Origin of the sequence: Stenotrophomonas sp. SAU14A_NAIMI4_5 (assembly GCF_003086795.1) — a bacterium.
In the GTDB taxonomy this organism is placed as follows: Bacteria; Pseudomonadota; Gammaproteobacteria; order Xanthomonadales; family Xanthomonadaceae; genus Stenotrophomonas.
On the sequence record NZ_CP026003.1, the window covers coordinates 3,287,333 to 3,313,492 of the forward strand.

The 26,160-nt window shown below is 68.0% G+C and carries 21 protein-coding genes; 9 read left to right on the top strand and 12 right to left on the bottom strand.

Annotated elements, in window-relative coordinates; all coding sequences use genetic code 11:
• Positions 1–48 precede the first annotated feature (48 nt).
• Positions 49–621, top strand: a complete 573-nt coding sequence (locus C1925_RS15335; RefSeq protein WP_108769634.1) for a ferritin-like domain-containing protein — start codon at positions 49–51, stop codon at positions 619–621.
• 45 nt (positions 622–666) lie between these two features.
• Here C1925_RS15335 and pbpC read toward each other — a convergent pair whose 3' ends face one another.
• The 9 genes from pbpC to prpB all read right to left on the bottom strand — a co-directional run bounded on the left by pbpC (position 667) and on the right by prpB (position 16,402).
• Complete coding sequence (pbpC, locus tag C1925_RS15340; protein WP_108769635.1) at positions 667–3,048, bottom strand: penicillin-binding protein 1C; 2,382 nt, start codon at positions 3,046–3,048, stop codon at positions 667–669.
• 64 nt (positions 3,049–3,112) lie between these two features.
• A complete protein-coding gene (locus C1925_RS15345) occupies positions 3,113–8,020 on the bottom strand; it encodes an alpha-2-macroglobulin (RefSeq protein ID WP_108769636.1) in 4,908 nt (1,635 codons plus the stop codon).
• Between the two features lie 122 nt (positions 8,021–8,142).
• A complete protein-coding gene (locus tag C1925_RS15350; protein WP_108769637.1) occupies positions 8,143–9,603 on the bottom strand; it encodes a bifunctional 2-methylcitrate dehydratase/aconitate hydratase in 1,461 nt (486 codons plus the stop codon).
• Between the two features lie 122 nt (positions 9,604–9,725).
• Positions 9,726–10,904 carry a 2-methylaconitate cis-trans isomerase PrpF gene (gene prpF, locus C1925_RS15355; RefSeq protein ID WP_108769638.1) on the bottom strand — a complete coding sequence of 393 codons (1,179 nt, stop codon included), beginning with the start codon at positions 10,902–10,904 and terminating at the stop codon, positions 9,726–9,728.
• Between the two features lie 23 nt (positions 10,905–10,927).
• Positions 10,928–11,254, bottom strand: coding sequence for a type II toxin-antitoxin system RelE/ParE family toxin (locus tag C1925_RS15360; RefSeq protein ID WP_108769639.1), 327 nt, complete (start codon positions 11,252–11,254; stop codon positions 10,928–10,930).
• Positions 11,241–11,498 carry a type II toxin-antitoxin system ParD family antitoxin gene (locus C1925_RS15365; protein ID WP_108769640.1) on the bottom strand — a complete coding sequence of 86 codons (258 nt, stop codon included), beginning with the start codon at positions 11,496–11,498 and terminating at the stop codon, positions 11,241–11,243. Before C1925_RS15365 ends, C1925_RS15360 begins: the two co-directional genes overlap by 14 nt.
• A 100-nt stretch (positions 11,499–11,598) precedes the next feature.
• Positions 11,599–14,217: a Fe/S-dependent 2-methylisocitrate dehydratase AcnD gene (gene acnD, locus C1925_RS15370; protein ID WP_108769641.1), complete on the bottom strand. Its 2,619-nt coding sequence runs from the start codon at positions 14,215–14,217 to the stop codon at positions 11,599–11,601.
• Between the two features lie 97 nt (positions 14,218–14,314).
• Positions 14,315–15,472: a 2-methylcitrate synthase gene (prpC, locus tag C1925_RS15375; RefSeq protein ID WP_108769642.1), complete on the bottom strand. Its 1,158-nt coding sequence runs from the start codon at positions 15,470–15,472 to the stop codon at positions 14,315–14,317.
• Positions 15,473–15,508: 36 nt separating this feature from the next.
• A complete protein-coding gene (prpB, locus tag C1925_RS15380) occupies positions 15,509–16,402 on the bottom strand; it encodes a methylisocitrate lyase (RefSeq protein ID WP_108769643.1) in 894 nt (297 codons plus the stop codon).
• 153 nt (positions 16,403–16,555) lie between these two features.
• On the opposite strand from prpB, the gene prpR reads away from it, so the two are divergent.
• Entirely contained in the window at positions 16,556–18,139 is a 1,584-nt protein-coding gene (gene prpR / locus C1925_RS15385) for a propionate catabolism operon regulatory protein PrpR (RefSeq protein WP_108769644.1), read from the top strand.
• A gap of 25 nt (positions 18,140–18,164) precedes the next feature.
• On the opposite strand, the gene C1925_RS15390 is transcribed toward prpR, so the two are convergent.
• The gene (locus tag C1925_RS15390; protein ID WP_254051333.1) at positions 18,165–18,485 is read right to left on the bottom strand and encodes an SMI1/KNR4 family protein; all 321 of its coding nucleotides are present in this window, start codon (positions 18,483–18,485) and stop codon (positions 18,165–18,167) included.
• Positions 18,486–18,634: 149 nt separating this feature from the next.
• A complete protein-coding gene (locus tag C1925_RS15395; protein WP_108769645.1) occupies positions 18,635–19,096 on the bottom strand; it encodes a DoxX family protein in 462 nt (153 codons plus the stop codon).
• Between the two features lie 254 nt (positions 19,097–19,350).
• On the opposite strand from C1925_RS15395, the gene C1925_RS15400 reads away from it, so the two are divergent.
• Positions 19,351–19,800 carry a hypothetical protein gene (locus tag C1925_RS15400; protein ID WP_108769646.1) on the top strand — a complete coding sequence of 150 codons (450 nt, stop codon included), beginning with the start codon at positions 19,351–19,353 and terminating at the stop codon, positions 19,798–19,800.
• An 87-nt stretch (positions 19,801–19,887) separates the two neighbouring features.
• Here the strand turns inward: C1925_RS15400 and pdxH are convergent, their stop codons facing one another.
• Positions 19,888–20,487, bottom strand: coding sequence for a pyridoxamine 5'-phosphate oxidase (gene pdxH / locus C1925_RS15405; protein WP_108769647.1), 600 nt, complete (start codon positions 20,485–20,487; stop codon positions 19,888–19,890).
• 40 nt (positions 20,488–20,527) lie between these two features.
• Here pdxH and C1925_RS15410 point away from each other — a divergent pair, with 40 nt between their 5' ends.
• The 6 genes from C1925_RS15410 to mdtD all read left to right on the top strand — a co-directional run bounded on the left by C1925_RS15410 (position 20,528) and on the right by mdtD (position 26,099).
• Positions 20,528–21,355 carry a kinase gene (locus tag C1925_RS15410; protein ID WP_108769648.1) on the top strand — a complete coding sequence of 276 codons (828 nt, stop codon included), beginning with the start codon at positions 20,528–20,530 and terminating at the stop codon, positions 21,353–21,355.
• Positions 21,356–21,439: 84 nt separating this feature from the next.
• On the top strand, positions 21,440–21,982 hold the full coding sequence (locus C1925_RS15415; protein ID WP_108769649.1) for a shikimate kinase: 543 nt from the start codon (positions 21,440–21,442) through the stop codon (positions 21,980–21,982).
• Positions 21,979–23,091, top strand: coding sequence for a 3-dehydroquinate synthase (aroB, locus tag C1925_RS15420; protein WP_108769650.1), 1,113 nt, complete (start codon positions 21,979–21,981; stop codon positions 23,089–23,091). The genes C1925_RS15415 and aroB overlap by 4 nt, the downstream gene beginning before the upstream one ends.
• A 119-nt stretch (positions 23,092–23,210) precedes the next feature.
• Positions 23,211–23,450, top strand: a complete 240-nt coding sequence (locus C1925_RS15425) for a WGR domain-containing protein (RefSeq protein WP_106468857.1) — start codon at positions 23,211–23,213, stop codon at positions 23,448–23,450.
• 27 nt (positions 23,451–23,477) lie between these two features.
• On the top strand, positions 23,478–24,560 hold the full coding sequence (hemE, locus tag C1925_RS15430) for a uroporphyrinogen decarboxylase (protein ID WP_108765952.1): 1,083 nt from the start codon (positions 23,478–23,480) through the stop codon (positions 24,558–24,560).
• Between the two features lie 57 nt (positions 24,561–24,617).
• Positions 24,618–26,099 (top strand): multidrug transporter subunit MdtD, encoded by a 1,482-nt coding sequence (mdtD, locus tag C1925_RS15435; protein WP_254051334.1) that lies wholly within the window; start codon positions 24,618–24,620, stop codon positions 26,097–26,099.
• The last annotated feature ends 61 nt before the right edge of the window (positions 26,100–26,160 follow it).

A 26,160-nucleotide genomic window follows, 5' to 3' on the forward strand; every position in this document is an offset into this window, starting at 1 on the left:
GATCCTCTCCACGTTTGCCCCCCACAGATAAAAGGAAACCGGCCAGCCATGTCCAAAAAGCCAGCCAACCAGCCCCACTCCGCAAAGCCCGATGGCATCACCGATCGTGAAACCCTGCGTGAACGCGCGCGCCGGAACATCGAGGATGGTGCCATCACCGAGAGCTACAGCGCGGACCGCGAAGAGGTCATCAAGCTGCTCAACGATGCCCTTGCCACTGAATACGTCTGCGTGCTGCGCTACTACCGCCATTACTACATGGCCAAGGGCATGCTGGCCGATGCGGTCAAGGCCGAGTTCCTCGAGCACGCACATCAGGAGCAGGACCACGCCGGCAAACTGGCCGAGCGCATCGTGCAGCTGGGCGGCGAACCGGACTTCAACCCGGACACGCTGACCGCGCGTTCGCATGCCGAGTACAAGGAAGGCAGCGACCTGCGCGACATGGTGCGCGAGAACCTGGTGGCCGAGCGCATCGCCATCGACAGCTACCGAGAAATGATCAACTTCATCGGCGACCGCGACACCACCACCAAGCGCATCCTGGAGGAGATTCTGGCGCAGGAGGAGGAGCATGCCGATGAGTTCGCCGACCTGCTGGAGGGGTGGATCGGAGAATGATCGGGTAGACGCGGTCACGCCGGTAGCGCCGGGCCATGCCCGGCGTCAACGGATGACGGTGAACCGCACCTGCGTCCACGCGCCATCGGTGGCCAGCGCGGTCAGCGTATGCGCGCCGGGATCGGCGAACTCGCGCTGCATCCGCTGCGCGCCTTGGGTGCGGGCGATCCAGCGGCCATCCAGCAACCAGTCCACTGCCTGTTCGCTGCCCAGCGCGCGCAGCTGCAGGCGCACGCCGTGCTCGGCGTTGGGCGCCCGCGCCAATGCCGCGCCATCGTTCAGACCATCCACGTGCAGGGCCACGCTCGCTTCGCGGCCATCGTCGCGGCAGTCCGTTGCCAGTGGCGGCAGCTGCGAGGCATCACGCGTGGCCTTGGGCAGCCACGGTGACAACAGCGCCGGCCAGCGGGCGATCTCGCGCTCGACTTCGGTGTGCGGCGCGCTGCAGTCGGCGGACAGCCGCTGGCCGGTACGCGCATCGGCCATGTAACGCTGGCGGCCCGGCTGCCAACGGCGGGCCTCGCGTTCCGGGAAGGTCGGCGGCACGCCACCATCCAGCAGCCAGGCCGGCATGCGCCGCTGGCACAGCGCGGCCGGCAGCGATTCGGCCAGTCCGCCGGTGGGCCAGCACACGTCGGCGCGGCTGACGCTGGCCGGCATCGGCGCGGCGGCAGCATCGCCGGGCTGGCGTGGCAGGCTGTCGACCACCTCGAACATCAGCGGCAGCGCGGTGACCGCACCGTACTGCCCCGGCAACGGCGTGCCATCGGGACGCCCCACCCACACGCCCACCGTGTAGTGCCGCGTGCTGCCGATCGCCCACGCGTCGCGGTAGCCATAGCTGGTGCCGGTCTTCCAGGCCACGCGGGGGCGGCCGCCGACATCGAAGGTGCCCACGCCATAGCCCGGGCGCGGATTGGATTCGAGCATCTCGCGCACGATCCAGCTGGCCCCGGGCGAGGCCAGGCGCCGCTCGATCATCGGCTCGTCGTCCGTGTAGCGCACGCGCCCGGCGATGCCGTTGCGGTTGAGCGCGGCGAAGGCGCCGACCAGATCCTCCAGCCGCGCACCGGTGCCGCCAAGGATCAGCGACAGGTTCGGCGAACTGCCCGGCGGGAAGCGCAGCTGGATGCCCGCGTGCGAGAGACGCGCGGCGAAACGCGCCGAGCCCACCCGCTGCAGCAGGTCCACCGCCGGCACGTTCAGCGACAGGCGCAGCGCGCTCGATGCACCGACCGGGCCGTTGAAGGCCTCATCGAAGTTGCCCGGCCGGTAGCTGCCGAAACTCTGCGGCGCATCCACCAGCAGGCTTTCCGAATGGATCAGGCCATCGTCCAGCGCCATCGCATACAGGAAGGGCTTGAGCGTGGAGCCGGGCGAGCGCCAGGCCTGCACCATGTCGACGTGACCCAGGCGCTGGCGGTCACCGAAGGCCAGCGTGCCGACATAGGCACGGGCCTGCAGGGTCTGGTTGTCGACCACCAGCAGGGCGGCCGAGGTGCGCTCGGGCAGCGTGGAGAAATAGCTGGCCACGCGCTCTTCCAGCGTGCGCTGCAGGTCCAGGTCGATGCTGCTCTGGATGCGCGCCTGGCCCGGATGCGCAGAATGCAGCCGCTGCGCCAACAGTGCCGCATGCATCGGCGGGCGCAGCGAGCGTGCGACCACGTTCTCGATGCGCGCGTCCTCCACCTCTTCCGGCGTCCACACGCCAAGCTCGGCCATGCGCGCCAGCACCTTGTCACGCGCCTTCTGCGCGGCTTCCGGGTGGCGGTCCGGGCGCAGCCGGCTCGGCGCCTGCGGCAGCACCGCAAGCAGGGCGGCTTCGGCATGCGACAACTGGGTGGCCGGTTTGCCCAGGTAGGCCCAGCTCGCCGCTTCCACGCCCTCGATCGTGCCGCCGTAGGGCGCGCGTTCCAGATACAGCGCCAGGATCTGCGCCTTCGACAGGTGCACTTCCAGCTGCACCGCGCGCAGCATCTGCTTGAGCTTGCCCCACGGCGTGCGCGAATGCGGATCGAGGATGCGCGCGACCTGCATGGTGAGTGTCGAACCGCCCGACACGATGCGGCCGCCGCGCAGCAGCTGGCCGCTGGCACGCAGGATCGCCAGCGGGTTGATGCCGGGGTGTTGCCAGAACCAGCGGTCTTCGTAGGTCAGCAGCGCCTGCAGGTACAGCGGCGAGACGCTGTCGGCCGAGGCCGGGTAGCGCCACACGCCTTCGGCATCGGCGAAGGCGCGCAGCGGGCTGCCATCAGCGGCCACCACCAGGGTGCTGGTATCGCGCTGCTTCGGCAGCGGCGGCGGGAACGCGAAATCCAGGACCAGCAGCAGGACCAGCAGCGCCGCCGTGCCCCAGCGCAGCCAGGGCCACAGCGGCTGCAGCCGGCGGCGCAGGGCCGCCCGCCGGGTCGTCCCGTCGTTCTTCATTGCAGCGTGCCGGATTGCAGGTTACCGCTGGGACGGGCCGCGCCGTCGCGGCCCGTCCGCGCGGTCACGGCTGGACCACCGTGATCGTGGTCGGGTTGCTGCGGCCCACGCCACGCAGCTGCGGGCGGTACATGTCTTCCACCAGCGGCGGCGGCACCGAGTAGGTGCCCGGGGTCACCGCACGCACCAGGTAGAACACGTTGGCCTTGCCACCACGCGACAGCTTCAGCGCGGCCACGTAGCGGTCGTCGCGGAACTCCTCGTGCTTGGTGTCGGCGGCCGAGCTGCGGTCGCTGATGGTGATGCCATCGACCACCACGTCGGCCCACTGCTTGGCGTCGCCCAGGTTGAAGTTCTCGATTTCCAGGCCGGCCGGCAGCAGGTCGGTCAGCAGTGCATCGGGCATCTGCGTATCGGCACTGATGGTGATGCGCACGATCAGCGCTTCGCCTTCCTTCAGCGGACGCGGCGTCCACGGTTTGCCGTCGGTGCCGAAGTAGGTCCGCTCGACGCCCAGCACGCTGTTGTCCGGTGCCGGTGCACTGCGCGGGATGCCGGCCACGTCGATGCTGGCGAACATCGGCGGCTGGCCCTGCGGGGTGAAGCGCACGCCGCTGGCCAGTTCGCTGCCGGTGAAGTTGCGGCCGAACAGCTTGCGCTCGCCGATGGTTTCGCTGTTGCCACCGATCACCAGTTCACCGGCCACCAGTGCCTTCTGGTTGGCCGCCAAGGCCTTGCCGAGGCGGGCGATGGCCACCTGCTCCTGCGTGCTCAGCCACATCCAGCCGGCATTGCGGCGGGCATCCAGGCCGCGGCCGAGATCGACCGCGCGTGTATCCCAGGCCGGCTTGGCCAGCTTGTTTTCGTGGGTCAGCGCGATCATCAGCGCGTCATCGCGGATGGCACTGCCGTAATCGCCGAAGTACGACGGACGCTCGCTGCTGGACTTGGCGAAGCCAGCGGCAAGCGCGGCCTGGCCGCGCTTGGCATCACCCTGCAGCGACAGCGCCACGCCCAGGTGGACCAGCGACAAACCACCGACGGCCTTGCTGCGCTCGTTGTCATACAGCGTGCGCAGGGTACCCAGCGGCGCGCGGTTGACGCGGGCCAGCACGTAGCCGGAATACGCCTGGTTGGCGAACTTCAGCTTCTCGCGGTCATCCTGGCCGTAGAACTGGTTGCCACCGGACAGCAGGTCCTCGCTGAGGCGGTTGAGCGCCTTCTGCAGCACGTTGTCCGGCACGGCGAAACCGCCGTCCTTGGCATCGAGCAGGAACTCGGTGATGTACGGGGTCAGCCACGGGTTCACGTAGCCGTCGTCACCCCACATGGAGAAGTTGCCGTTGGCCACCTGCATCGACGCCAGGCGACCGAACGCGCCTTCCATGCGCTCGCGGCGGGTCTTGGCATCCAGGCCGTCGGTGCCGAGCATCGACGAAGTCGCCTGGTCCAGGATCAGCGCGGCGTAGCCCTTGCTGGTGGTCTGTTCGGCACAGCCGTAGGGATAGTTCAGCGCACCCTGCAGCGCACTGGCGAACGGGATCGGCGGCAGCGGGCTGACCAGCAGGCGCGCGTTGACCGACTCGGCCATCAGGCCATCGGCCAGGCCGCCATCCAGGCTGACCGCGGCCAGCGGATCCAGCGTGCGCACCTGCGAACGGATCACCTGCGGCCACGCCGCACGCACCGGCAGGTCGTAGCGGCGGTCGGCCTTGAAGCCGTTGCCATCCACGCGCACCCGCACCTTGGCCACGCTGTTGCCCTCGCGCGCCGACAGCGGGAAGCTCAGCGTGGTCTTGGCATCGACGTTCAGCTGCACGTTGCGGCTGCCCTCGCCCAGGCCCAGCGGGCCTTCGGTGTCCACCTGCACGTTGAACTGGCCGGGCTTGCCGGTGAAGTTCTGCACGTCCAGGGTGACAGTGCTGCGGTCACCCGGGGCGAGCACGCGCGGCATGCTGGCCTCGGCCAGGATCGGCGCGCGCACGATGGTTTCCACATCGCGCTTGCCGTACTGGTCATCGCTGTAGACCAGCGCCGACACGCGCAGGGTGCCGTTGAAGTCCGGCACCTTCAGACGGATGCGCGCATTGCCCTTGGCATCGAGCTGCACCGGGCCGGAGAACAGGTCCACGGTCTGCACGCGCGCGGTCGGCCGCTTGGCCTGCGGCAGTGCCTGCAGGGCCATGTCGCCGCCGAACTTCAGCTTGCCGTTGCTGCCGTCGAAGCTTTCGATCACACGGCTGTAGATGTCGTAGGCATCAATGCCGAGGCGACGCTGGGCGAAAAAGTGCGCGCCGGCATCAGGCACCGGGAAGCGGGTGATGTTGAGGATGCCCACGTCCACCGCCGAGACGGTGACGTGCGCGGTCTTGCCGGCCAGCTGCGGCGCGCTGACCGTCACCGGCAGGTCCTGTTCCGGGCGCATCTGCTTGGGCGCTACCAGGCCCACGGCCACGGTGCGGCCCTTGCGGTCCATCGGCACGTGCACCACGCCCACGGCGCGGGCCGGGGTGATCTTGCTGGGCGCGCTGCCGCCACGGAACACCAGCGCGGTGATGTAGACGTCGTGGCGCTCCCAGTCGGCGGTGACCGGGATCTTGTAGGTGGCACCCGGCTTGGCGTCGATCTCCTGCACGTACAGCATGCGGTCGCTCTCGACCATCAGGATGCCCTTGCCGGCGTGCGGCGGGGTCACCGTCACCTGCAGGGTGTCACCGGCCTTGTAGCCGGTCTTGTCCAGGCCCAGCTTGACCTTGTCAGGGCGTGCATCCAGGCCGCGGTTGTCATCGCCCCAGCTCCAGCCGGCGCGGAACGGATAGCGGCTGGTCAGGCCGGTGGACGGATCGAACACGTCCACCCGGTACTCGCCCCACTCCACCGGGAAATCGAAGGCGACCGCGCTGCTGCCGGCATCGACGGTGCGGGTTTCCTTGTTCTCGAAGCGGCGGGTGAAATCGTAGTCCCAGCGGCTGTCGTTGAAGGTCCAGTGGTAGTCGCGCAGTTCGCGCACCAGGGTCACCTTCAGGCCTTTGGCCGGCTGCGGCTTGCCGGCGGCATCCACGCGTATCAGCTCGAAGCGCGCGTTGCCGTTGGAATCGGCGCCATCCTCGGGGTTGAACAGCGGGCGCACGCCGACCAGCGCATTGGCCGGCCACATCACGCGCTTGAGGGTACGGGTGACCGTGCGGCCACCGGTTTCGTACAGGCTGCCCGACAGCACCACGGCGATCGGCGCCTTGGCCTTGGCCGCCTCTTCCGGCAGGGCCACGTCTTCGCGCAGCTGGCCATTGGCCGGCAACGTGGTGTCGACCACGTCCTTGGCTTCGCGCGGCAGCTGCAGGGTCGGGTCACCGAAGAAATAGCCCGGCAGGCCTTCCACCGGCTGCTGTTCGGCGGCCACGGCCAGGCGCGCGGTGAAGCGGTTGCCGTCGGCCGGCGCGCCATACAGGTACGCACCATTGGCCTGCAGGCGCAGGTCCTCGCCCGGCTTCAGCGTCTTCTGCGCGCTGTCCAGGTCCAGCTTCATGCGCTCGGGCAGGAATTCCTCGATGCGCAGGGTCATGCCCTGGATCGCCTCCTTGCTGGCCGGATCGGTACGGAATTCCACCTGCCAGCGCCCGGTCGGGGCTTCGGCGGGGATGGTCTGTTCGAAATTGATGTAGCCCTGGTCGCCGGGCTGCAGGCGGGTCTCGCGGAAGGTCTTGCCGTCGGGCTGCTTCAGGCGCAGGAACACTGGCTGGGCCTTGACCGGCTTGCCGTCGTTGTCGCGCAGCAGGGCCGACAGGCGCACGGTCTCGCCGGGGCGGTACAGGTCGCGACCGGACCAGGCGTAGACGTCGAACCAGGCATTGTCACGGCCGGCCACGGCGAATTCGCTCAGGTCCAGCGCCGGCTGGTTGAACGGCAGGAAGCTGGTGTCCTTGCCGCTGCTGGCCACCAGCACGTGGGTCGCGTCCAGGGTGTAGTTCAGCAGCGCATTGCCGTTGCTATCGGTGCTGCCCTTGAGCACCACCTCGCCCTTGGCGTCGAGCACGCGCAGGTCGACGTTCTTCAGCGCCGCACCGTCCTTCAGCGCGGCGGTGTGGACGAACAGCTTGTCCTTGTAGGCACGGGTGTGCAGGCCGATGTCGCTGACCGAGAAGAACGCGGTATCGAACTCGCCTTCGTAGTCACCGGTGCGCTTGAGCAGGGCGAAGTACAGGCCCGGCTCCTGCAGCTCCTTGATGTCCTGGGTCGGCAGGTAGGTCAGCACCCGCTCGTTCTGCTTGCCACCCAGGATGAAGCGGTTGACGTAGACCGGCTCGGCCAGCTGGTTGATCGGGCTGCGCTCGTAGTCGCTGCTCAGTTCCCAGCTGCCACGGCGGCCGCCGCGCTGGTACTGGCTGAAGAAGGTCGGCAGGTCCTTCTCGCGCACGCGCAGGAATTCGACATCGACCTCGGGCACGTTCACCGACACCACCGGCAGGCCGCGGCTGTCCTTGGCCGGCAGCACGCTGCCCTGCGAGGCGAAACCGGCCACCGGCTTCAGCTCGCCGCTGAACACCTTCTGCTTCAGTTCCTTGCCCAGGCGGCTGCCGTCGGCGGCCAGCAGGTCTTCGGAGACGACCAGGCTGTATTCCTTGCCGGCTTCGACGAAGGGATAGCGCAGGGTCAGGCCGTCGTCGGACAGGGTCCAGCTGCTGTCGTCGGTGCCGACCTTCTGTTCAAAGCGCACCAGCTTGTCGAAGTCCTGGGTGCCGACCAGCGGGCGCGAGAACTCCAGCGCCAGCGACAGGCCCTCACTCTTCTGGTCCGGGTACGCGCGCAGCAGGGTGAAGTCCTTCACCTGCTCGGCCTTGGTGGCGATGGCTTCACCGCTGGCCTTGGGCAGCTGCCCGCTGTCATTGCGACAACCGGCCAGGCCCAGCAACAGGCCTCCTGCCAGCACAGCCGCCGCCCAACCCCACCGCTTCCGCCGTGCCGGACCGCTCATGTCGTCACTCCTTGATCGAGGCGGCCATTATAGGCGCGCCGCGTCAAGGTGTTGACGCCCCGGCGGTCGGAAAGCGGAACCAAGGGTAGCGCCGGGCCATGCCCGGCGGGATCGGCGGTCGCCTACCCCGGCAGGTACAGGTCCATGTAATCGGTCACCGGCATCGCGGCCAGCGCCCCCGGGTCCAGCGAGGCGGCCAGGATGCGCTGCTGCTGGGCGGTCGGGAACCGGTGGGCCAGGTGCCGGCGGAACTTGTCCATCAGCAGCGGGATGCCCTCCTCCCGGCGCCGCGCATGGCCCAGCGGGTACTCCACCAGCACCTCGGGCAATTCGCTGCCATCGCTGAAGCGCACGCTCAGGCCGTTGGCGATGCTGCGCTTGTCCGGGTCCAGGTAGTCGGCACTCAGCTGCGGATCTTCGTGGCAGGCCATCTTCGCGCGCAGTGCATCGATGCGCGGGTCGGCGGCCATGTCGTCCTCGTAATCCTCGGCGGTCAGCCGCCCGTGCAGCAGGGCGATGGCGACCATGTACTGCACGCAGTGGTCGCGGTCGGCCGGGTTATGCAGTGGCCCCTGCTTGTCGATGATGCGGATGCAGGCTTCCTGGGTACGGATGTCGATGTGCGCGATGTCCTCGACCGTGCGCCCCTGCGTCCGCAGCTGCTGGTGCAGGGTGATCGCCGCTTCCACGGCGGTCTGCCCGTGGAACTCGGCCGGGTAGCTGATCTTGAACAGCACGTTCTCCATCACATAGCTGCCCAGCGGGCGGCCCAGGACCAGCGGTTGTCCATGCATGGACACGGCCTCGAATCCCCAGGTCGGTGCGCTGAGCACGCTGGGGTAGCCCATCTCGCCACTGGCCGCCATCAGCGCCAGGCGCACGCCGCGGCTGGTGGCATCCCCCGCCGCCCAGCTCTTGCGCGAGCCGGTGTTGGGCGAATGCCGGTAGGTGCGCAGGGCCTGGCCATCAACCCAGGCCAGCGACAGCGCATTGAGCATGCGCTCGCGGTCCAGCCCGAGCAGGTGCGCGACCACCGCCGTGGTGGCGACCTTGACCAGCACCACGTGGTCCAGCCCGACCCGGTTGAAGGAATTCTGCAGGGCGAGCACACCCTGGATCTCGTGCGCCTTGATCATCGCCAGCAGCACATCGTGCAGCGTCGGCGGCGGCCGGCGCAGGGCAGGCGCATTGCGCCCCAGCCAGTCGCAGACAGCGAGGATGCCACCGAGATTGTCCGAAGGATGGCCCCACTCGGCCGCCAGCCAGGTGTCGTTGAAATCGAGCCAGCGCACCATCGCGCCGATGTTGAAGGCGGCCTGCACCGGGTCCAGCACGTAATGCGTGCCGGGCACGCGTGCGCCATTGACCACGTGGATGCCCGGCACCAGTGGCCCCAGCAGCTTGCTGCAGGCCGGGAAGGACAGCGCCTCCAGGCCGCAGCCGAGGGTATCGAGCAGGCAGTGGTGCGCGGTCTGGAACGCGACGGGCGAATCGATGCGGGCATCGCGTACGTAATCGACGATGTCCACCAGCAGCGCATCCCACGCTGCACGCTCGTTGGAGGGGGTGTGGCTGCTGGACATCGTGGGTCTCCTCGCTGGGGTGCACGGTTGCCCGCGCCCCGGTAGTCGCCAACCAAGGTTGGCATCTACCAGAGCAGGAGCAGCCCGGTAGCCGCCAAGCTTGGTTGGCGTTTACCAGAGCCTCACTCGACCGGTACGCGCACCTTGCCTTCCATCAGCACACGGGCGCTGCGGCTCATGATGGCCTTGGTCACCGTCCACTGGCCGTCAACGCGCCCGGCCTGCGCACCCACGCGCAGCGTGCCGGACGGATGACCGAAGGTCACCGCCTCGCGTTCACCGCCACCGGCCGCGCGGTTGACCAGGGTGCCCGGAATCGCCGCGGCGGTACCGATGGCGACGGCTGCGGTACCCATCATCGCGTGGTGCAGCTTGCCCATCGACAGCGCGCGCGCGTGCAGGTCGATGGCCGAGGCCGGAATGGCCTTGCCGCTGGACGACACGTAATCCTGCGCCGGCGCAACGAACGCCACCTTCGGCGTGTGCTGGCGGGTGGCGGCATCTTCCAGCTTCGAGATCAGGCCCATGCGCAGCGCGCCGTGGGCGCGGATGGTCTCGAACTTCTGCAGTGCCGCCTTGTCCTCGTTGATCGCCGGCTGCAGCTCGGTGCCGGTGTAGCCCAGGTCGGCAGCGTTGAGGAAGATGGTCGGAATGCCGGCGGTGATCATCGTCACCTCGAAGCTGCCCACGCCCGGCACATCCAGGGTGTCGATCAGGTTGCCGGTGGGGAACATCGCACCGGCATTACCGTCGTCGGACGGATCGATGAATTCCAGCTGGATCTCGCCCGCCGGGAAAGTCACGCCATCCAGCTCGAAATCACCGGTCTCCTGCACTTCGCCATCGCGCATCGGCACGTGGGCGATGATGGTCTTGCCGATGTTGGCCTGCCAGATGCGCACGGTGCACAGGCCATCGCGCGGCACCCGGGCCGGATCGACCAGGCCGTTGGCAATGGCGAACGGACCGACGGCGGTGCTGAGGTTGCCGCAGTTGCCGCTCCAATCGACGAAGGCGGTGTCGATCGACACCTGGCCGTACAGATAATCCACGTCGTGGTCGGGCACCGAGGCGCTGGAAATGATCACGCACTTGCTGGTGCTGGACGTCGCCCCGCCCATGCCGTCGGTGTGCTTGCCATACGGGTCGGGCGAACCGATCACGCGCATCAGCAGCGCATCACGCACGGCGCCCGGGACCTGGGCGGCTTCGGGAAGGTCCTGCAGGCGGAAGAACACGCCCTTGCTGGTGCCACCGCGCATGTAGGTGGCGGGAATACGGAGTTGCGGGAGGAAGGTCATCGTCGGGTCCACGCGTTGGAATATCAGGAAATGTCTTGCATCAAGTGATCGAGCCCACGGTCAACACACCACACACGCATGACGTGCACGCACTCAGGCAGGTCGACGTAATAGATCAAGTAACGATCAAAGGAAGAAACCGGCATGAAGCGCAACGGCCCAGGCAGCTGCGCGGCGAGATCGGCATGCCTGGTGGAGCCCGAAGCAGGAAACAGGGCGATGCGCTGCAGGGTGGCCTCCAACTCGGCCAGGAAACGCACGCCCAGTGCCATCCCTCCCTGTCGCGCGAACCAAAGCGCGGTATCGGCCGCGTCGGTCTCAGCACTCGGCCTCCACTCAATCGCCTTCACGCCCCATCCTTTCGGTCAATTCACGACGCATCCGTTCGAAGGTTTCGCCGGTCACTGGAATGGCAGGGCCCGAGGCCAGCCCCTCGGCGATCAGCTTCTTGAGCAACTCCTCCGCCTTGCTGCGCTGGCGCTGGCGGATCAGGTCGCGCACATAGTCCGAGGTGCTGGAGTAGCCGCCTTCGCGCACTTCCTCGTCCACGAACTGCTTGAGCGGGTCGGTCAGCGAAATGTTCATGGTGGCCATGAAACTCTCCATTGGCAGTTTTTGCCAAGTCAGTGTGCGCCCCGCCCCCGTGTCGGACAAGCCCGCCCCCGTTCTCCGGGGGCAGGCATTCAGCCGGCTATCACGCCACCTTGGCCCCTTCCAGGAAATCCTGGGCGAAGCGCTGCAGCACGCCACCGGCTTCATAGATCGCCACTTCCTCGTCGCTGTCCAGGCGGCAGGTGACCGGCACGACCACGTCCTGGCCGTCGCGGCGGTGGATGACCAGGGTCAGCTCGGCACGCGGGGTGCGTTCGCCGACCACGTCGAAGGTCTCGGTGCCGTCGATGCCCAGGGTCAGGCGCGTGGTGCCCGGCTTGAACTCCAGCGGCAGCACGCCCATGCCGATCAGGTTGGTCCGGTGGATCCGTTCGAAGCCTTCGGCCGCGATCGCTTCCACGCCGGCCAAGCGCACCCCCTTGGCGGCCCAGTCACGCGAGCTGCCCTGGCCGTAATCCGCGCCGGCGATGATGATCAGCGGCTGCTTGCGGTCCATGTAGGTCTCGATCGCTTCCCACATGCGCATGACCTTGCTTTCCGGCTCCACGCGCGCCAGCGAGCCCTGCTTCACGCTGCCGTCGTCGTTGCGCACCATCTCGTTGAACAGCTTCGGATTGGCGAACGTGGCGCGCTGCGCGGTCAGGTGGTCACCGCGGTGGGTGGCGTAGGAATTGAAGTCTTCTTCGGGCAGGCCCATCTTCGCCAGGTATTCGCCGGCAGCGCTGGAGGCCATGATCGCGTTGGACGGCGACAGGTGGTCGGTGGTGATGTTGTCCGGCAGCACTGCCAGCGCGCGCATGCCGGACAGCGTGCGCTCACCGGCCAGTGCGCCCTCCCAATACGGCGGACGACGGATGTACGTACTCTGCGGGCGCCAGTCGTACAGCGGGCTGACCGGCGCACCGTTCTCCACGCGCACGTTGAACATCGGGTTGTAGACCTTGCGGAACTGCTCGGGCTTCACCGAGGCCTTCACCACGGCGTCGATCTCGGCATCGCTCGGCCAGATGTCCTTCAGGCGCACGTCATTGCCGTCGGCATCCACGCCCAGCACGTCCTTCTCGATGTCGAAGCGCACGGTGCCGGCGATGGCATAGGCGATCACCAGCGGCGGCGAGGCCAGGAACGCCTGCTTGGCGTACGGATGGATGCGGCCATCGAAGTTGCGGTTGCCCGACAGCACGGCCGTGGCGTACAGGTCACGGTCGATGATTTCCTGCTGGATCTTCGGGTCCAGCGCGCCGCTCATGCCATTACAGGTGGTGCAGGCGAAGGCGACGATGCCGAAACCGAGCTGTTCCAGGTCCGGCAGCAGGCCAGATTCTTCCAGGTACAGCTGCACGGCCTTCGAGCCCGGTGCCAGCGACGATTTCACCCACGGCTTGCGCTGCAGGCCACGTGCGTTGGCGTTGCGTGCCAGCAGTGCGGCGGCAATCACGTTGCGCGGGTTGGAGGTGTTGGTGCAGCTGGTGATGGCGGCGATGATCACCGCGCCATCGGGCATCAGGCCCTGCGCCTGCTCGGCCTTGCCCGCTGCCAGCTTGGCTTCGTCGGCGATGCCGCGCTCGGCCAGCTCGGCGGTGGCCACGCGCTTGTGCGGGTTGGACGGGCCGGCCATGTTGCGCACCACGCTGGACAGGTCGAAGTGCAGCACGCGCTCGTACTGCGCGGTGGCCAGGTCGTCGGCCCACAGGCCGGTGGTGCGTGCGTAGTTCTCCACCAACGCCACCTGCGATTCCTCGCGGCCGGTCAGGCGCAGGTAATCGATGGTCTGCGCATCGATGTAGAACATCGCGGCGGTGGCACCGTATTCGGGGCACATGTTGGAGATGGTGGCGCGGTCACCGATGGTCAGTGCCGCCGCACCCTCGCCGAAGAATTCAAGCCAGGCGCCGACCACGCGCTCCTTGCGCAGGAACTCGGTCAGGGCCAGCACCACGTCGGTGGCGGTGATGCCCGGCTGCGGGCGGCCGCTCAGTTCGACGCCGACGGTGTCGGGCAGGCGCATCCACGAGGCGCGGCCCAGCATCACGTTCTCCGCTTCCAGGCCGCCGACACCAATGGCGATCACGCCCAGCGCATCCACGTGCGGGGTGTGGCTGTCGGTGCCCACGCAGGTATCGGGGAAGGCCACGCCGTCCTGCACGTAGACCACCGGCGACATCTTCTCCAGGTTGATCTGGTGCATGATGCCGTTGCCCGGCGGGATAACGTCGACGTTCTCGAACGCCAGCTTGGTCCAGTCGATGAAGTGGAAACGGTCTTCGTTGCGGCGATCTTCGATCGCGCGGTTCTTCTCGAATGCCTGCGGGTCGAAACCACCGCATTCCACCGCCAGTGAGTGATCGACGATCAGCTGCACCGGCACCACCGGATTGACCTTGGCCGGGTCGCCGCCCTTGTCGGCGATCGCATCACGCAGGCCGGCCAGATCCACCAGCGCGGTCTGGCCGAGGATGTCATGGCAGACCACGCGTGCGGGGAACCACGGGAAATCCAGGTCGCGGCGACGCTCGATCAGCTGCGCCAGCGAGTCACTGAGCGTGGCCGGATCGCAGCGGCGCACCAGGTTCTCGGCCAGCACGCGCGAGGTATACGGCAGCGTGGCGTAGGCGCCGGGCTGGAGCGCGTCGACGGCGGCGCGCGCATCGAAATAGTCCAGCGTGCTGCCGGGGAGGTTCTTGCGGTAATCGGTATTCATGGGCTGGCGGAGTACTTGAGGCGGGCCGGGTGCCGTCGAAGCGGCAACGAAGGCATCCGGCCGGCGCGCGGCCGGCCGGATGGGTACAGCAGATGGATCAGGCGCGCTTGTCGATGGCGACGAACTCGCGATCTTCCGGGCCGGTGTAGTTGGCGCTCGGGCGGATGATCTTGCCGTCGATGCGCTGCTCGACGATGTGCGCGCTCCAGCCAGCGGTGCGGGCGATCACGAAGAGCGGAGTGAACATCGCGGTCGGCACGCCCATCATGTGGTAGCTGACGGCGCTGAACCAGTCCAGGTTCGGGAACATCTTCTTGATGTCCCACATCACCGTTTCCAGGCGCTCGGCGATGTCGTACATCTTCATGCTGGACTGCTCTTCGGACAGCTCGCGGGCCACGTCCTTGATCACCTTGTTGCGCGGATCGGACACGGTGTAGACCGGATGGCCGAAGCCGATCACCACTTCCTTGCGCTCGACGCGGGCCTTGATGTCTTCCTCGGCTTCATCGGGGTTGTCATAGCGCTTCTGCACTTCGAACGCGACTTCGTTGGCGCCGCCATGCTTGGGGCCGCGCAGCGCGCCGATGCCACCACAGATCGCGCTGTACATGTCGCTGCCGGTGCCGGCGATGACGCGGCAGGCGAAGGTCGAGGCATTGAACTCGTGCTCGGCGTACAGGATCAGCGAGGTGTGCATCGCCTTCACCCACGAATCCTGCGGCTTGTCGCCGTGCAGCAGGTGCAGGAAGTGGCCACCGATGGAGTCGTCGTCGGTTTCCACGTCGATGGCGCGGCCGTTGTGGCTCCAGTGGTACCAGTACAGCAGCATCGAGCCGAGGCAGGCCATCAGCTTGTCGGCGATGTCACGCGCGCCCGGGTGGTTGTGGTCATCCTTTTCCGGCGCCACGCAGCCGAGCACGGACACGCCGGTGCGCATCACGTCCATCGGGTGCGCCGACGGCGGCAGCTCTTCCAGCGCGGCCTTCACCGCGGCCGGGATGCCGCGCAGCGACTTCAGCTTGGCCTTGTACGAAACCAGTTCGGCGCGGGTCGGCAGCTTGCCGTGCACCAGCAGGTAGGCGATTTCCTCGAACTCACTGGTGTTGGCAAGGTCCAGGATGTCGTAGCCGCGGTAATGCAGGTCGTTGCCGCTGCGGCCGACGCTGCACAGCGCGGTGTTGCCGGCGGCGGTGCCGGACAGGGCGACGGACTTCTTCGGCTTGAAGGTCGGGTTTGCGGTCGTATCGTTCATGTTTTCCCTCCGAAAACTGATGGTGCAGGGTACTGCTTATTTCTTGGCGGCGAACAGGGCGTCGAGCTGCTGTTCGAAGGCGTGGTAGCCGATGCGGTCATACAGTTCTTCACGCGTCTGCATGGCATCGACCACGTTGCGCTGGTGGCCGTCGCGGCGCACCGACTGGTAGACGTTCTCGGCCGCCTTGTTGGCGGCGCGGAAGGCCGACAGCGGGAACAGCTGGATGGCCACGCCGGCTGAAGCCAGTTCGTCGCGGCTGAACAGCGGGGTGGCACCGAATTCAGTGATGTTGGCCAGCACCGGCACCTTCACCGCATCGACGAAGCGGCGGTAGGTGTCCAGGTCGTAGGCCGCCTCGGCGAAGATGCCGTCGGCACCGGCCTCGACACAGGCGATGGCGCGCTCGATGGCCTTGTCCACGCCGTCCACCTGGATGGCGTCGGTGCGGGCGATCAGGAAGAAGTCCGGATCGGTCTTGGCATCGGCGGCGGACTTCACGCGGTCGACCATTTCACCCTGCGAGACGATTTCCTTGCCCGGGCGGTGACCGCAGCGCTTGGCGCCGACCTGGTCCTCGATATGGCAGGCGGCCGCGCCGGCCTTGATCAGCGACTTCACGGTGCGGGCGATGTTGAACGCACTCGGGCCGAAGCCGGTGTCGATGTCGACCATCAGCGGCAGGTCGCAGACATCGGTGATGCGGCGCACGTCGATCAGCACGTCTTCCAAGGTGTTGATGCCCAGGTCCGGCAGGCCCAGCGAACCCGCAGCGACACCGCCGCCGGACAGGTAGATCGCGCGGAAGCCGGCGCGCTTGGCCAGCAGGGCGTGGTTGGCGTTGATCGCGCCGATCACCTGCAGCGGCGATTCGGCAGCCAGGGCCTCACGGAAGCGGGCACCGGCGGAAGAAGGAGCGGAAGCGGTCATGCGGCAATCCAGGTTGGGAACGGGATAGGAGGCGCAAACACCATGCCAAGCTGCAAGCGGTTGATTTCAAAGGCATGACCATGTTGCAACTATGGAACAAATGAAACATTGAAACGGATGTATCATGAAACATCGTCACCCAATGCCGCCGCCATGTACCTGCCCCGCTCGCCCCTGCGCCACGCCGATGCCGACCCCGGCCGCCCGGTCATCTGGACGGTAAGCGTCTCGCGCCTGACCGGCCTGCTCGGCGATGTCATCCCCGAGTTCGACCGCCGCGCGCGCATCGAGCAGATCAACCTCGGTTTCGAGGAAGCGGTGGATGTGATCGGCCAGCGCCTGCGCCGCGAGCACTGCGATGTGGTCATCGCCGGCGGTTCCAATGCGGCCTGGCTGCGCGGGCGGCTGGAGCTGCCGCTGGTGCCGATCCTGGCCAACGGCTTCGATCTGATGGAGGCGCTGGCCCGTGCGCGCCGCATCGCCCCGCGCATCGGCCTGGTCACCCACGCCAGCGACGTGCCGGTGTTCAGCAACTTCCAGCACAGCTTCGGCCTGGATATCGAGCACCGCCGCTTCGTCACCCGCGAAGATGCGCGCGATTGCATCGCCGACCTGCGCGCCAACGGCATCGAGGTGATCGTCGGCACCGGCATGGCCATCGACCACGCCGAACAGATGGGCCTGCCCGGCGTGCTGCTGTACTCGGCCGATTCGGTACGGCACGCGTTTGAACATGCGCTGGAACTGACCCAGGCGCTGGCCCGCTCCGGCGGCAGCCGCCCGGTCGCGCGCCGCCGCACCGCCCCGCGCAGCGATGCGCACGCCCTGCTCGGCGACAGCGAGGCGATGGCCCAGGTGCGTGCGCAGATCGCGCTGTATGCCCCGCATGACAGCACCGTGCTGGTCACCGGCGAAACCGGCACCGGCAAGGAACTGGTCGCGCGCCAGCTGCACGCGGCCAGCGGCCGTCGTGGCCGCTTCGTCGCCTTGAACTGCGGCGCGATCAGCGAATCGCTGCTGGAAGCGGAGCTGTTCGGCTACAGCGATGGCGCCTTCACCGGCGCGCGGCGCGGTGGTCGCGTCGGCCTGGTCGAGGCCGCCGACGGCGGCACCTTGTTCCTGGATGAGATCGGCGAACTGCCGCTGCCGCTGCAGACCCGCCTGCTGCGGGTGCTGGAAGAACGCGAGGTGCTGCGCGTGGGCGCCACCGAGCCAACGCCGGTGGACCTGCGCGTGGTTGCCGCGACCCTGCAGTCACTGGAGCAGCGCGCGGCCGCCGGCAGCTTCCGCCGCGATCTGTATTACCGGCTCGCCGCGCTGCGTATCGCCCTGCCCTCGCTGCGCGCGCGGCGTGGCGACATTCCGATGCTGGCACAGCACTTCTTCCGCCAGCTGCGCGGGATCGACGCGCCATTGGACGAGGCGGCAATGGGCGTGCTGACCGCCGCCGGATGGCCCGGCAACGTGCGCGAACTGCGCAACCTGGTGGATCGCCTGCGCATCCACTGGCAGCCGGGCGAAGGGCTCATCGATGCCACGCGCCTGCTGCAGCTGGCGCCGGAGCTGGTGAATGAAGGTGCGACGGCGCTGCCGCTGGAAAGCAACGGCAAGCGCCCGCCGCGCGCGCAGCTGGAGGCGCTGCTGCAGGAACACCGCAATGATCGCGAGGGCATGGCGCAGGCGCTGGGCGTGTCACGCACCACGCTGTGGCGCTGGTTGCGCGCGGAGGGGTTGTAGCGTCGAGCTTGCTCGACTGCTTCAGCTAAGCATCCCGATCATCATCGTTGATGTACCAGACAATGAAGTCCAAGAAACTCTTCCAACGGGCAGAGGCCTCACCGGAAAGAAACTGATCGTGGCGAGCCAGGCGATAGTCATGCACTTCCTCCGTACGCGTATCGTACAAATACATTCCCTCGCCCTCGTCAGATGACAGCGGAAGAAAATTCACTGGGATCTCGTAACGATCCCAAACGTACTCGGCCTGGTCTGGAATCTTCGGAATTCCGGGGCCAACCATGCGTAGCAATTCAAGCCTGCCGTTCACGGGAGGCAGCGAGCCATTGATCGCAATGTAGAACATTCACATATCGCAGTGCGGAGCAACACCCAAGCGATGCATGACCTCGGCCGCCAAAGCGCAATCAGCATTCCGGCGATCCGGGTATGCGCGAGCCACGCGCTCGATCACATCATTGCCCCCCATTCCATTGCCTCCTTTTCACTCGCCACTCAACGCCCCCAGCGTGCCTCGATGGCGAACCGCCCCGTTCCCACCGCCGCTATCCACAGCAGCAACACCCCCAGCGGCACTTCGCTCAGGTAGAAGAACCAGCTCAGCCAGTCCGGCACGCTCAACCCTGCCGGAATCCGCGCGATGCCATCGGTCAATGCGGCCACCGCGCAGATGCCCGCCAGCAGCAGGGCCGAGGGCCGGCTGAGCAGGCCCAGCACCAGCAGCCCACCGGCAATCCATTCAATCGCGCCCAGCACCGGTGCACTGAACACCGGGAACGGGATGCCCGCCTCGACCAGCGTGTGCACCATGCGCTCGCGCCCGGCGTCGGTGAACACCTTGTTCCAGCCGGACACGCAGAACATCACCCCGGCGACGGTCCGGGCGAGCAGCAGCAGGACGGCTTCCACGCCTCGGCGCGGCGGTGGTACGGCAAAGAGGCAACGCCAGAAGGGCATGGCGACTCCGGAAATCGAGGGAATTCAACGCAGTGTGCCCGCCAGCCCCCTGCTCGCACATGAAGCGGACAGGCCTGGATGCGACACGCGTTCGCCGTGGCAGGCCAATTTTCCGCTCTCCCACGGAACCGCAGGTTGCCCGGAACAGGGCGTTGGCCAGATAGTGCCATGCACCCGCCGCCCCACCCCGGCACAGGAGACGCCACATCGACACGTTCATCCAGCAGGACCGACGGCTGCGGCAGCAGTACCCCTTGCCGTACTTCCTGGCGCCGTGGGGCTGGTGTTTTGCCAAAAACAATCTGCTGGATGCAACACCGGCGGTACTCGAGGACGTGGCAGACCCGGATGTCGCCTTCCTGCTGCGCGATCTTTACTTCAGCGGCATGGTGTTCTACGCCAATGGCGATTTCGCCTTGCGCCACGGTGAGCGCGTGCGGGCATCGCTGCATGTGCACTATGCGCCGGCAGCCGCATGCCCTTATGAGCTCAGCCTGCACCTGCGCAAGGGCACGTCGCGCAACAGCGCCCATCAGCTCGATCTGGAACACTCGGCCGCCACCGCGCGCCACGCCTGTACTGTCATCAACGCCTGGATGGCCACCGTGAGCGGTGATTTCGTCGACGGCTACAACCCGGTTGCCGATCGCATGGACGACTGGTTTTCGGCGGCGTCCGTTTTGGATCACAGCAGCGCCTGCTGACCGCTGACCCTGCTCCGTCCGGCCGAACAGGGGCTCGGCTGGCGAGGCAGCGCACCTGGTGCTGCTGCCTGCGCAGTTCCTGCCGCCTTATGGGTACAGCAGCCGCTTGCTCCAGCGCCCTTCCGCACCGGCCTCGTAGCACCAGCGCTCGTGCAGGCGGAACTGCGCGCCGTACCAGAACTCGATGCGGTCCGGCACCACGCGCAGGCCACTCCAGCCGTCCGGGCGCGGCACGTCCTTGCCCTCGAAACGGGCTTCGACCTCGGCCACGCGCGCATCGAACTCCTCGCGCGTCGCCAGCGTCTTCGACTGCAGCGACGCCCATGCGCCGATCTGGCTCATGCGCGGGCGGCTGGCGAAATAGGCATCGGCCTCGGCGTCGGCCACCTGCTCCACGCGCCCTTCGATGCGCACCTGGATGCCGGCCTCGCGCAGGCTGCGCCACAGGAACAGCAGCGCCGCCTGCGGATTGGCCTGCAGTTCCCGGCCCTTGTGGCTGTCCAGGTGGGTGTAGAACACGAAGCCGCGCTCATCGAAGGCCTTCAGCAGCACGGTACGCGCCGACGGGCGGCCCTGCGTATCGGCGGTGGCCACGGTCATCGCGTTGGGCTCGACCTCGCGGCTCTGCTTCGCCTCGTCGAACAGGGTGGCAAAGGTGGACAGGGCTTCGGCGTAAAGGTCGCTCATGGTTCGCTTCTTCTCACACGGATTGGGCTATTGTGGCGGCATGGTTGCTGCTGCGTACATGCCCCAGGTGAAAGGATTCCCGGATGCGCTTGCCGAGCAGGCGCTTGACGATGCGCTGGCCAGCGGCGCCACGGTGCCAGTATTGGCGATCAGCGGCGTGCAGGGCAGCGGCAAATCGACGCTGGCCGCGCAGGTGGTCGCCCGCGCCCAGGCACGCGGCCTGAACGCGGCGGCGCTGTCCATCGATGATGTCTACCTGACCCGCGCGCAGCGCCAGCGCCTGGCCCGCCAGGTCCACCCGCTGCTGATCACCCGCGGCCCGCCCGGCACCCACGACCTGCCGCTGGCGCATGCCGTGCTCGACGCGGTGGCCGCACGCCAGCCGCTGGCACTGCCGCGCTTCGACAAACTGGCCGATGAGCGCCTGCCCGAAGCGCAGTGGGCCGCGCTGGACGCCCCGCTGGACCTGCTGGTGTTCGAAGGCTGGTTCCTCGGCACGCCCGCGCAGGACGATGCCGAGCTGGACAGCCCCTTGAACGCGCTGGAGCGCGAGGCCGACCGGGATGGCCGCTGGCGGCGCTGGTGCAACCAGGCGCTGGCCCGTGACTACCCGGCGCTGTGGCAGCGCTGCGACCGCCTGTGGTTCCTGCAGCCGCCGGATTTCTCGGTGGTGCCGCGCTGGCGCTGGCAGCAGGAACAGAACCTGCAGGCTGCCCAGCCCGGCCGCCATGGCATGAGCCGCCCGCAGCTGGAGCGCTTCGTGCAGTACTACGAACGGGTCAGCCGGCAGGCGCTGCGTGCCCTGCCCGACCGCGCCGACCATGTGGTGGTGCTGGACGGCCAGCGCCAGGTGCAGGCGGTGCGCTGAGGCCGCCCGCTGCGGTACGGCGGATGCTTCCAACAGCAACCATCGTGCCAGGCCGGGGGTACGGAAGTGGTAGGATCAGAGGGCATGAATCCTGCTCCGAACCTGATCCTGATCGGCCCGATGGGCGCCGGCAAAACCTGCATCGGCCGCCGCCTGGCCGAGCGCTTCACGCTGGACTTCGTCGATGTCGACCAGGCCATCGTCGACGCGGCGGGGGCCAGCATTCCCACGATCTTCGAACACTCCGGTGAAGCCGGCTTCCGTAGCCATGAGCGCGAGGCCCTGGCCCGCGTGCTGGAAGGCCACGGCCAACTGGTTTCCACCGGTGGCGGTGCCGTGCTGGAAGCAGGCAACCGTGCACTGATCGCCCAGCGCGGCTTCGTGGTCTACCTCCGCGTGAGCGTGGCGGCCCAGCTGGAGCGCCTGGCCCGCGACAAGGGCCGGCCGCTGCTGCAGCGCCCGGACCGCGAGCAGGTGCTGCACGATCTGGCCGCGCTGCGCGACCCGCTGTATCGCGAGCTGGCCGACCTCACCCTCGATACCGACCCGTTTACCGCTGCCGACGCCACCGCCCAGCTTGTCGTCAAGCTGGCCACGCAATGGCAGCGCCAGGACCTGACCGCATGACCTCCTCCGCCCTGCTGCAGGTCGCCGTTGGCGGCGACCGCCCCTATTCCATCACCATCGGCGCCGGTGCCCAGGCCGACGGCGCTGCGCTGGCCTCGCATGTGCGCGGCCGCCACGTGCTGCTGCTGAGCGACAGCGAAGTCGCCCCGCGCTACCTGGCTGCCGTGAAACAGACCCTGCTGGCCGCGCGCCCGGACCTGATCGTCGGCGAGCACGTGCTGCAGGCCGGCGAGGCCTCCAAGACCCTGGCCGAGTTCGGCCGCGCCATCGAAGCACTGGCCGCGCTGGGCGCCACCCGCGATGCCTGCGTGTTCGCCCTCGGCGGCGGCGTGGTCGGCGATCTGGCCGGGTTCGCCGCAGCCTGCTGGATGCGCGGCGTCGACTGCGTGCAGCTGCCGACCACCCTGCTGGCGATGGTCGACTCCTCGGTGGGCGGCAAGACCGCCGTGGACATCCCCGCCGGCAAGAACCTGGTCGGCGCCTTCCATCCGCCGCGCGCGGTCATCGCCGATACCCGCGTGCTGGCCACCCTGCCGCCGCGCGAACTGCGTGCCGGCCTGGCCGAAGTGGTGAAGTACGGCGCGCTGGGCGATGCGGTGTTCTTCGAATGGCTGCAGCAGCACGCCGAGGCGTTGCTGGCCGGCGAAGATGCCGCACTGGCCGAAGCCATCGCGCGCAGCTGCCGGCACAAGGCCGCGATTGTTGAACGCGACCCCTTCGAGAAGGGCGAGCGCGCCCTGCTCAACCTGGGCCACACCTTCGGCCACGCCATCGAGACCGAACAGGGCTATTCGGCCCCGGGCCGCGATGCACTGAACCATGGCGAGGCCGTGGCCGTGGGCATGGTGCTGGCGGCGAAGCTGTCCACCGACCTGGGCCTGGCCGAGGATGCCGACCGCGTACGCCTGCAGGCGCTGCTGGAGAAGCTGCAGCTGCCGGTGGCGATCCCCGCCGGACTCGACCCGCAGGCCCTGCTGGGCCGCATGCGGCTGGACAAGAAGAACGTGGCCGGCCGCCTGCGCCTGGTGCTGTGGCGCGGCATGGGCCGGGCCGAAGTGGTGCCGGACGTGGATGAAGCGGCGGTGCTGAAGGTGCTGGGCGCGGGCTGACACCGCGCGCGTCCGCCGGGCACGGCCCGGCGCTACCGGTCCTTCGCGGCATGAAGCGCAGCCGAGCATGGGCTCGGCTCTACAGGTCCGTGTCGCCCCCGGGGCGATACAATCGGCCCATGCACGTCTACCTGCAACATCCCGATGCCGGTGCGCAGGCACCGCGCTTCCTGCGCCTGAGCCTGCAGCCGGACCTGTTCGGCGGCTGGGAGCTGCTGCGCGAGAGCGGCCGCGTCGGTGCGCGCTCGCAGCTGCGGCGCGAGCTGTTCCTGCAGGCAGACGAAGCCCGACACGCCTTCGAGAAGGCCCGTGATGCCGAACTGCATCGCGGCTTCCAGATGCTTTCGCACGGCGACTGACGCCGCTGCCAACTTTCGCCCTAAGGAATGCCCATCGTGACCAGCCCCCTCCGCAACGATCGCCTGCTGCGCGCCCTGCGCCGCGAACCGGTGGACTGCACCCCCGTCTGGCTGATGCGCCAGGCCGGCCGCTACCTGCCGGAGTACCGCGCGACCCGGGCCAAGGCCGGCAGCTTCCTGGCCATGGCCAAGAACCCTGAGATCGCCTGCGAGGTCACCCTGCAGCCGCTGCGCCGCTTCCCGCTGGACGCGGCCATCCTGTTCTCGGACATCCTCACCATTCCCGATGCGATGGGCCTGGAGCTGTACTTCGTCGAAGGCGAAGGCCCGAAGTTCCGCCACCCGGTGCGTGATGAAGCCGCCATCGCCAGGCTGGCGGTGCCGGACATGGAACAGGACCTGGGCTACGTGATGGACGCGGTGCGCCTGATCCGCCGCGAACTGGACGGCCAGGTACCGCTGATCGGCTTCTCCGGCAGCCCCTGGACGCTGGCCTGCTACATGGTGGAAGGCGGCGGCAGCAAGGATTTCGCACGCATCAAAGCGATGGCGCTGAACCACCCGCAGGCCCTGCATCGCCTGCTGGAAGTGACCACCGACGCGGTCATTGCCTACCTTGGTGCGCAGCGCGCGGCCGGCGCGCAGGCCCTGCAGGTGTTCGACACCTGGGGCGGCGTGCTGTCGCCGGCGATGTACCGTGAGTTCTCGCTGCGCTACCTGCAGCGCATCGCCGAAGGCCTGGAACGCGGCGAAGGCAGCGAGCGCACACCGCTGATCCTGTTCGGCAAGGGCACCGGCCTGCACCTGGAAGCACTGTCGCAGACCGGCGCTGATGCGCTGGGCCTGGACTGGACGCTGGACCTGGACGAAGCCCTGCGCCGCACCGGCGGCCGCGTTGCCCTGCAGGGAAACCTCGACCCGACCACGCTGTACGCCTCGCCCGACGCCATCGCTGCGGCCGCTGCACGCGTGCTCGACACCTATGCGGCCGGCAACGGCGGTTCGCGCGAGGGCCATGTGTTCAACCTCGGCCATGGCATGTCGCCGGACATGGACCCGGCGCACGTCCAGGTGCTGGTCGACGCGGTGCACGCGCACAGCCAGCGCTGAACCCCGGCACGGGCCACGGCGCGGCATTGATCGCGCCGTGACCCGCATTGCGCGATCATGGCGGCCCCACGCTGCACCGGCCCCCACGCCATGTCCGAACCGTCGCCCGCAGGCGCGCCCGCACCCGACACCGCCGCATCCGCCGCCGAATACGCCCGTTTCCGCCCGCTTCTCTGGCTGGTTTCGCTGGCGATCTTCATGCAGATGCTCGATTCGACCATCGTCAACACGGCGCTGCCGGCGATGGCCAAGAGCCTGGGCGAAAGCCCGCTGCAGATGCAGTCGGTGGTGTTCAGCTACGCGCTGGCGGTCGCCACCTTCATCCCCGCTTCCGGCTGGATCGCCGACCGCTACGGCACCCGCCGCACCTTCCTGGTGGCGATCATCCTGTTCACCCTCGGCTCGCTGGCCTGCGCGCTGGCCCAGCACCTGCACCAGCTGGTCGGCGCGCGCGTGCTGCAGGGCATCGGCGGCGCGATGCTGCTGCCGGTCGGCCGCCTGGCGGTGATGCGCTCGGTGCCGCGCGAGGATTTCCTGCGCGCGATGAGCTTCATCGCCATCCCCGCCCTGGTCGGCCCGCTGATCGGCCCCACCCTCGGCGGCTGGCTGGTGGAAATCGCCTCGTGGCACTGGGTATTCCTGATCAACCTGCCGATCGGCGTGATCGGTTTCATCGCCGCGATGAAGATCATGCCCGACCACTACGCCAGCCATCGCACCCGCTTCGACCTGCGCGGCTACATCATGCTGGCCTTCGCGATGGTGGTGCTGTCGCTGGCACTGGATGGCATCTCCGGCCTCGGCACGCCGCACGCACTGATCATGCTGATGACCGTGGCCGGCCTGGCCGCGCTGGTCGGCTACTGGCTGCACGCCGCCAATTCCACCGCGCCGCTGTTCTCGCTGGCGCTGTTCCGCGTGCCCAGCTACCGCATCGGCATCCTCGGCAACCTGTTCTCGCGCATCGGCAGCAGCGCCATGCCGATGCTGATTCCGCTGCTGCTGCAGGTCGGCCTCGGCCTGGGCCCGATGCACGCGGGCCTGATGATGGTGCCGGTGGCCGCGGCAGGCATGGTGTCGAAGAAGCTGGCGGTGAAGCTGGTTGAACAGTACGGCTACCGCCGCGTGCTGATGATCAACACGGTGCTGGTGGGCCTGGCGATGGCCAGCTTCATCCTGATGGAGCCGGGCCAGCACCTGGCCTGGCGCCTGGTGCAGCTGGCGTTCTTCGGTGCGGTCAATTCGCTGCAGTTCACCGTGATGAACACCGTGACCCTGCGTGACCTCGACCGCGAGTACGCCAGCTCGGGCAACAGCCTGCTGTCGATGGTGATGATGCTCGCGGCCGGTTTCGGCGCGGCGGCGGCCGGCAGCCTGCTGGCGGCATTCGGCACGCATCTGGAAGGCCATGGTGCGACGGCGGCGCTGCATGCGACGTTCATCTGCGTGGGTGCGATCACGCTGACCTCGACGATGATTTTCTGGCAGCTGCCGGATACGAGGCCGGAACCGCGGCAGGTCGAGTCGGTCGCGGAGTAGTTTTTTCGGCAGGGCTGCGCCCTGCACCTGCTCAATGCAACGGCAACGTCAAAAGCCGAAG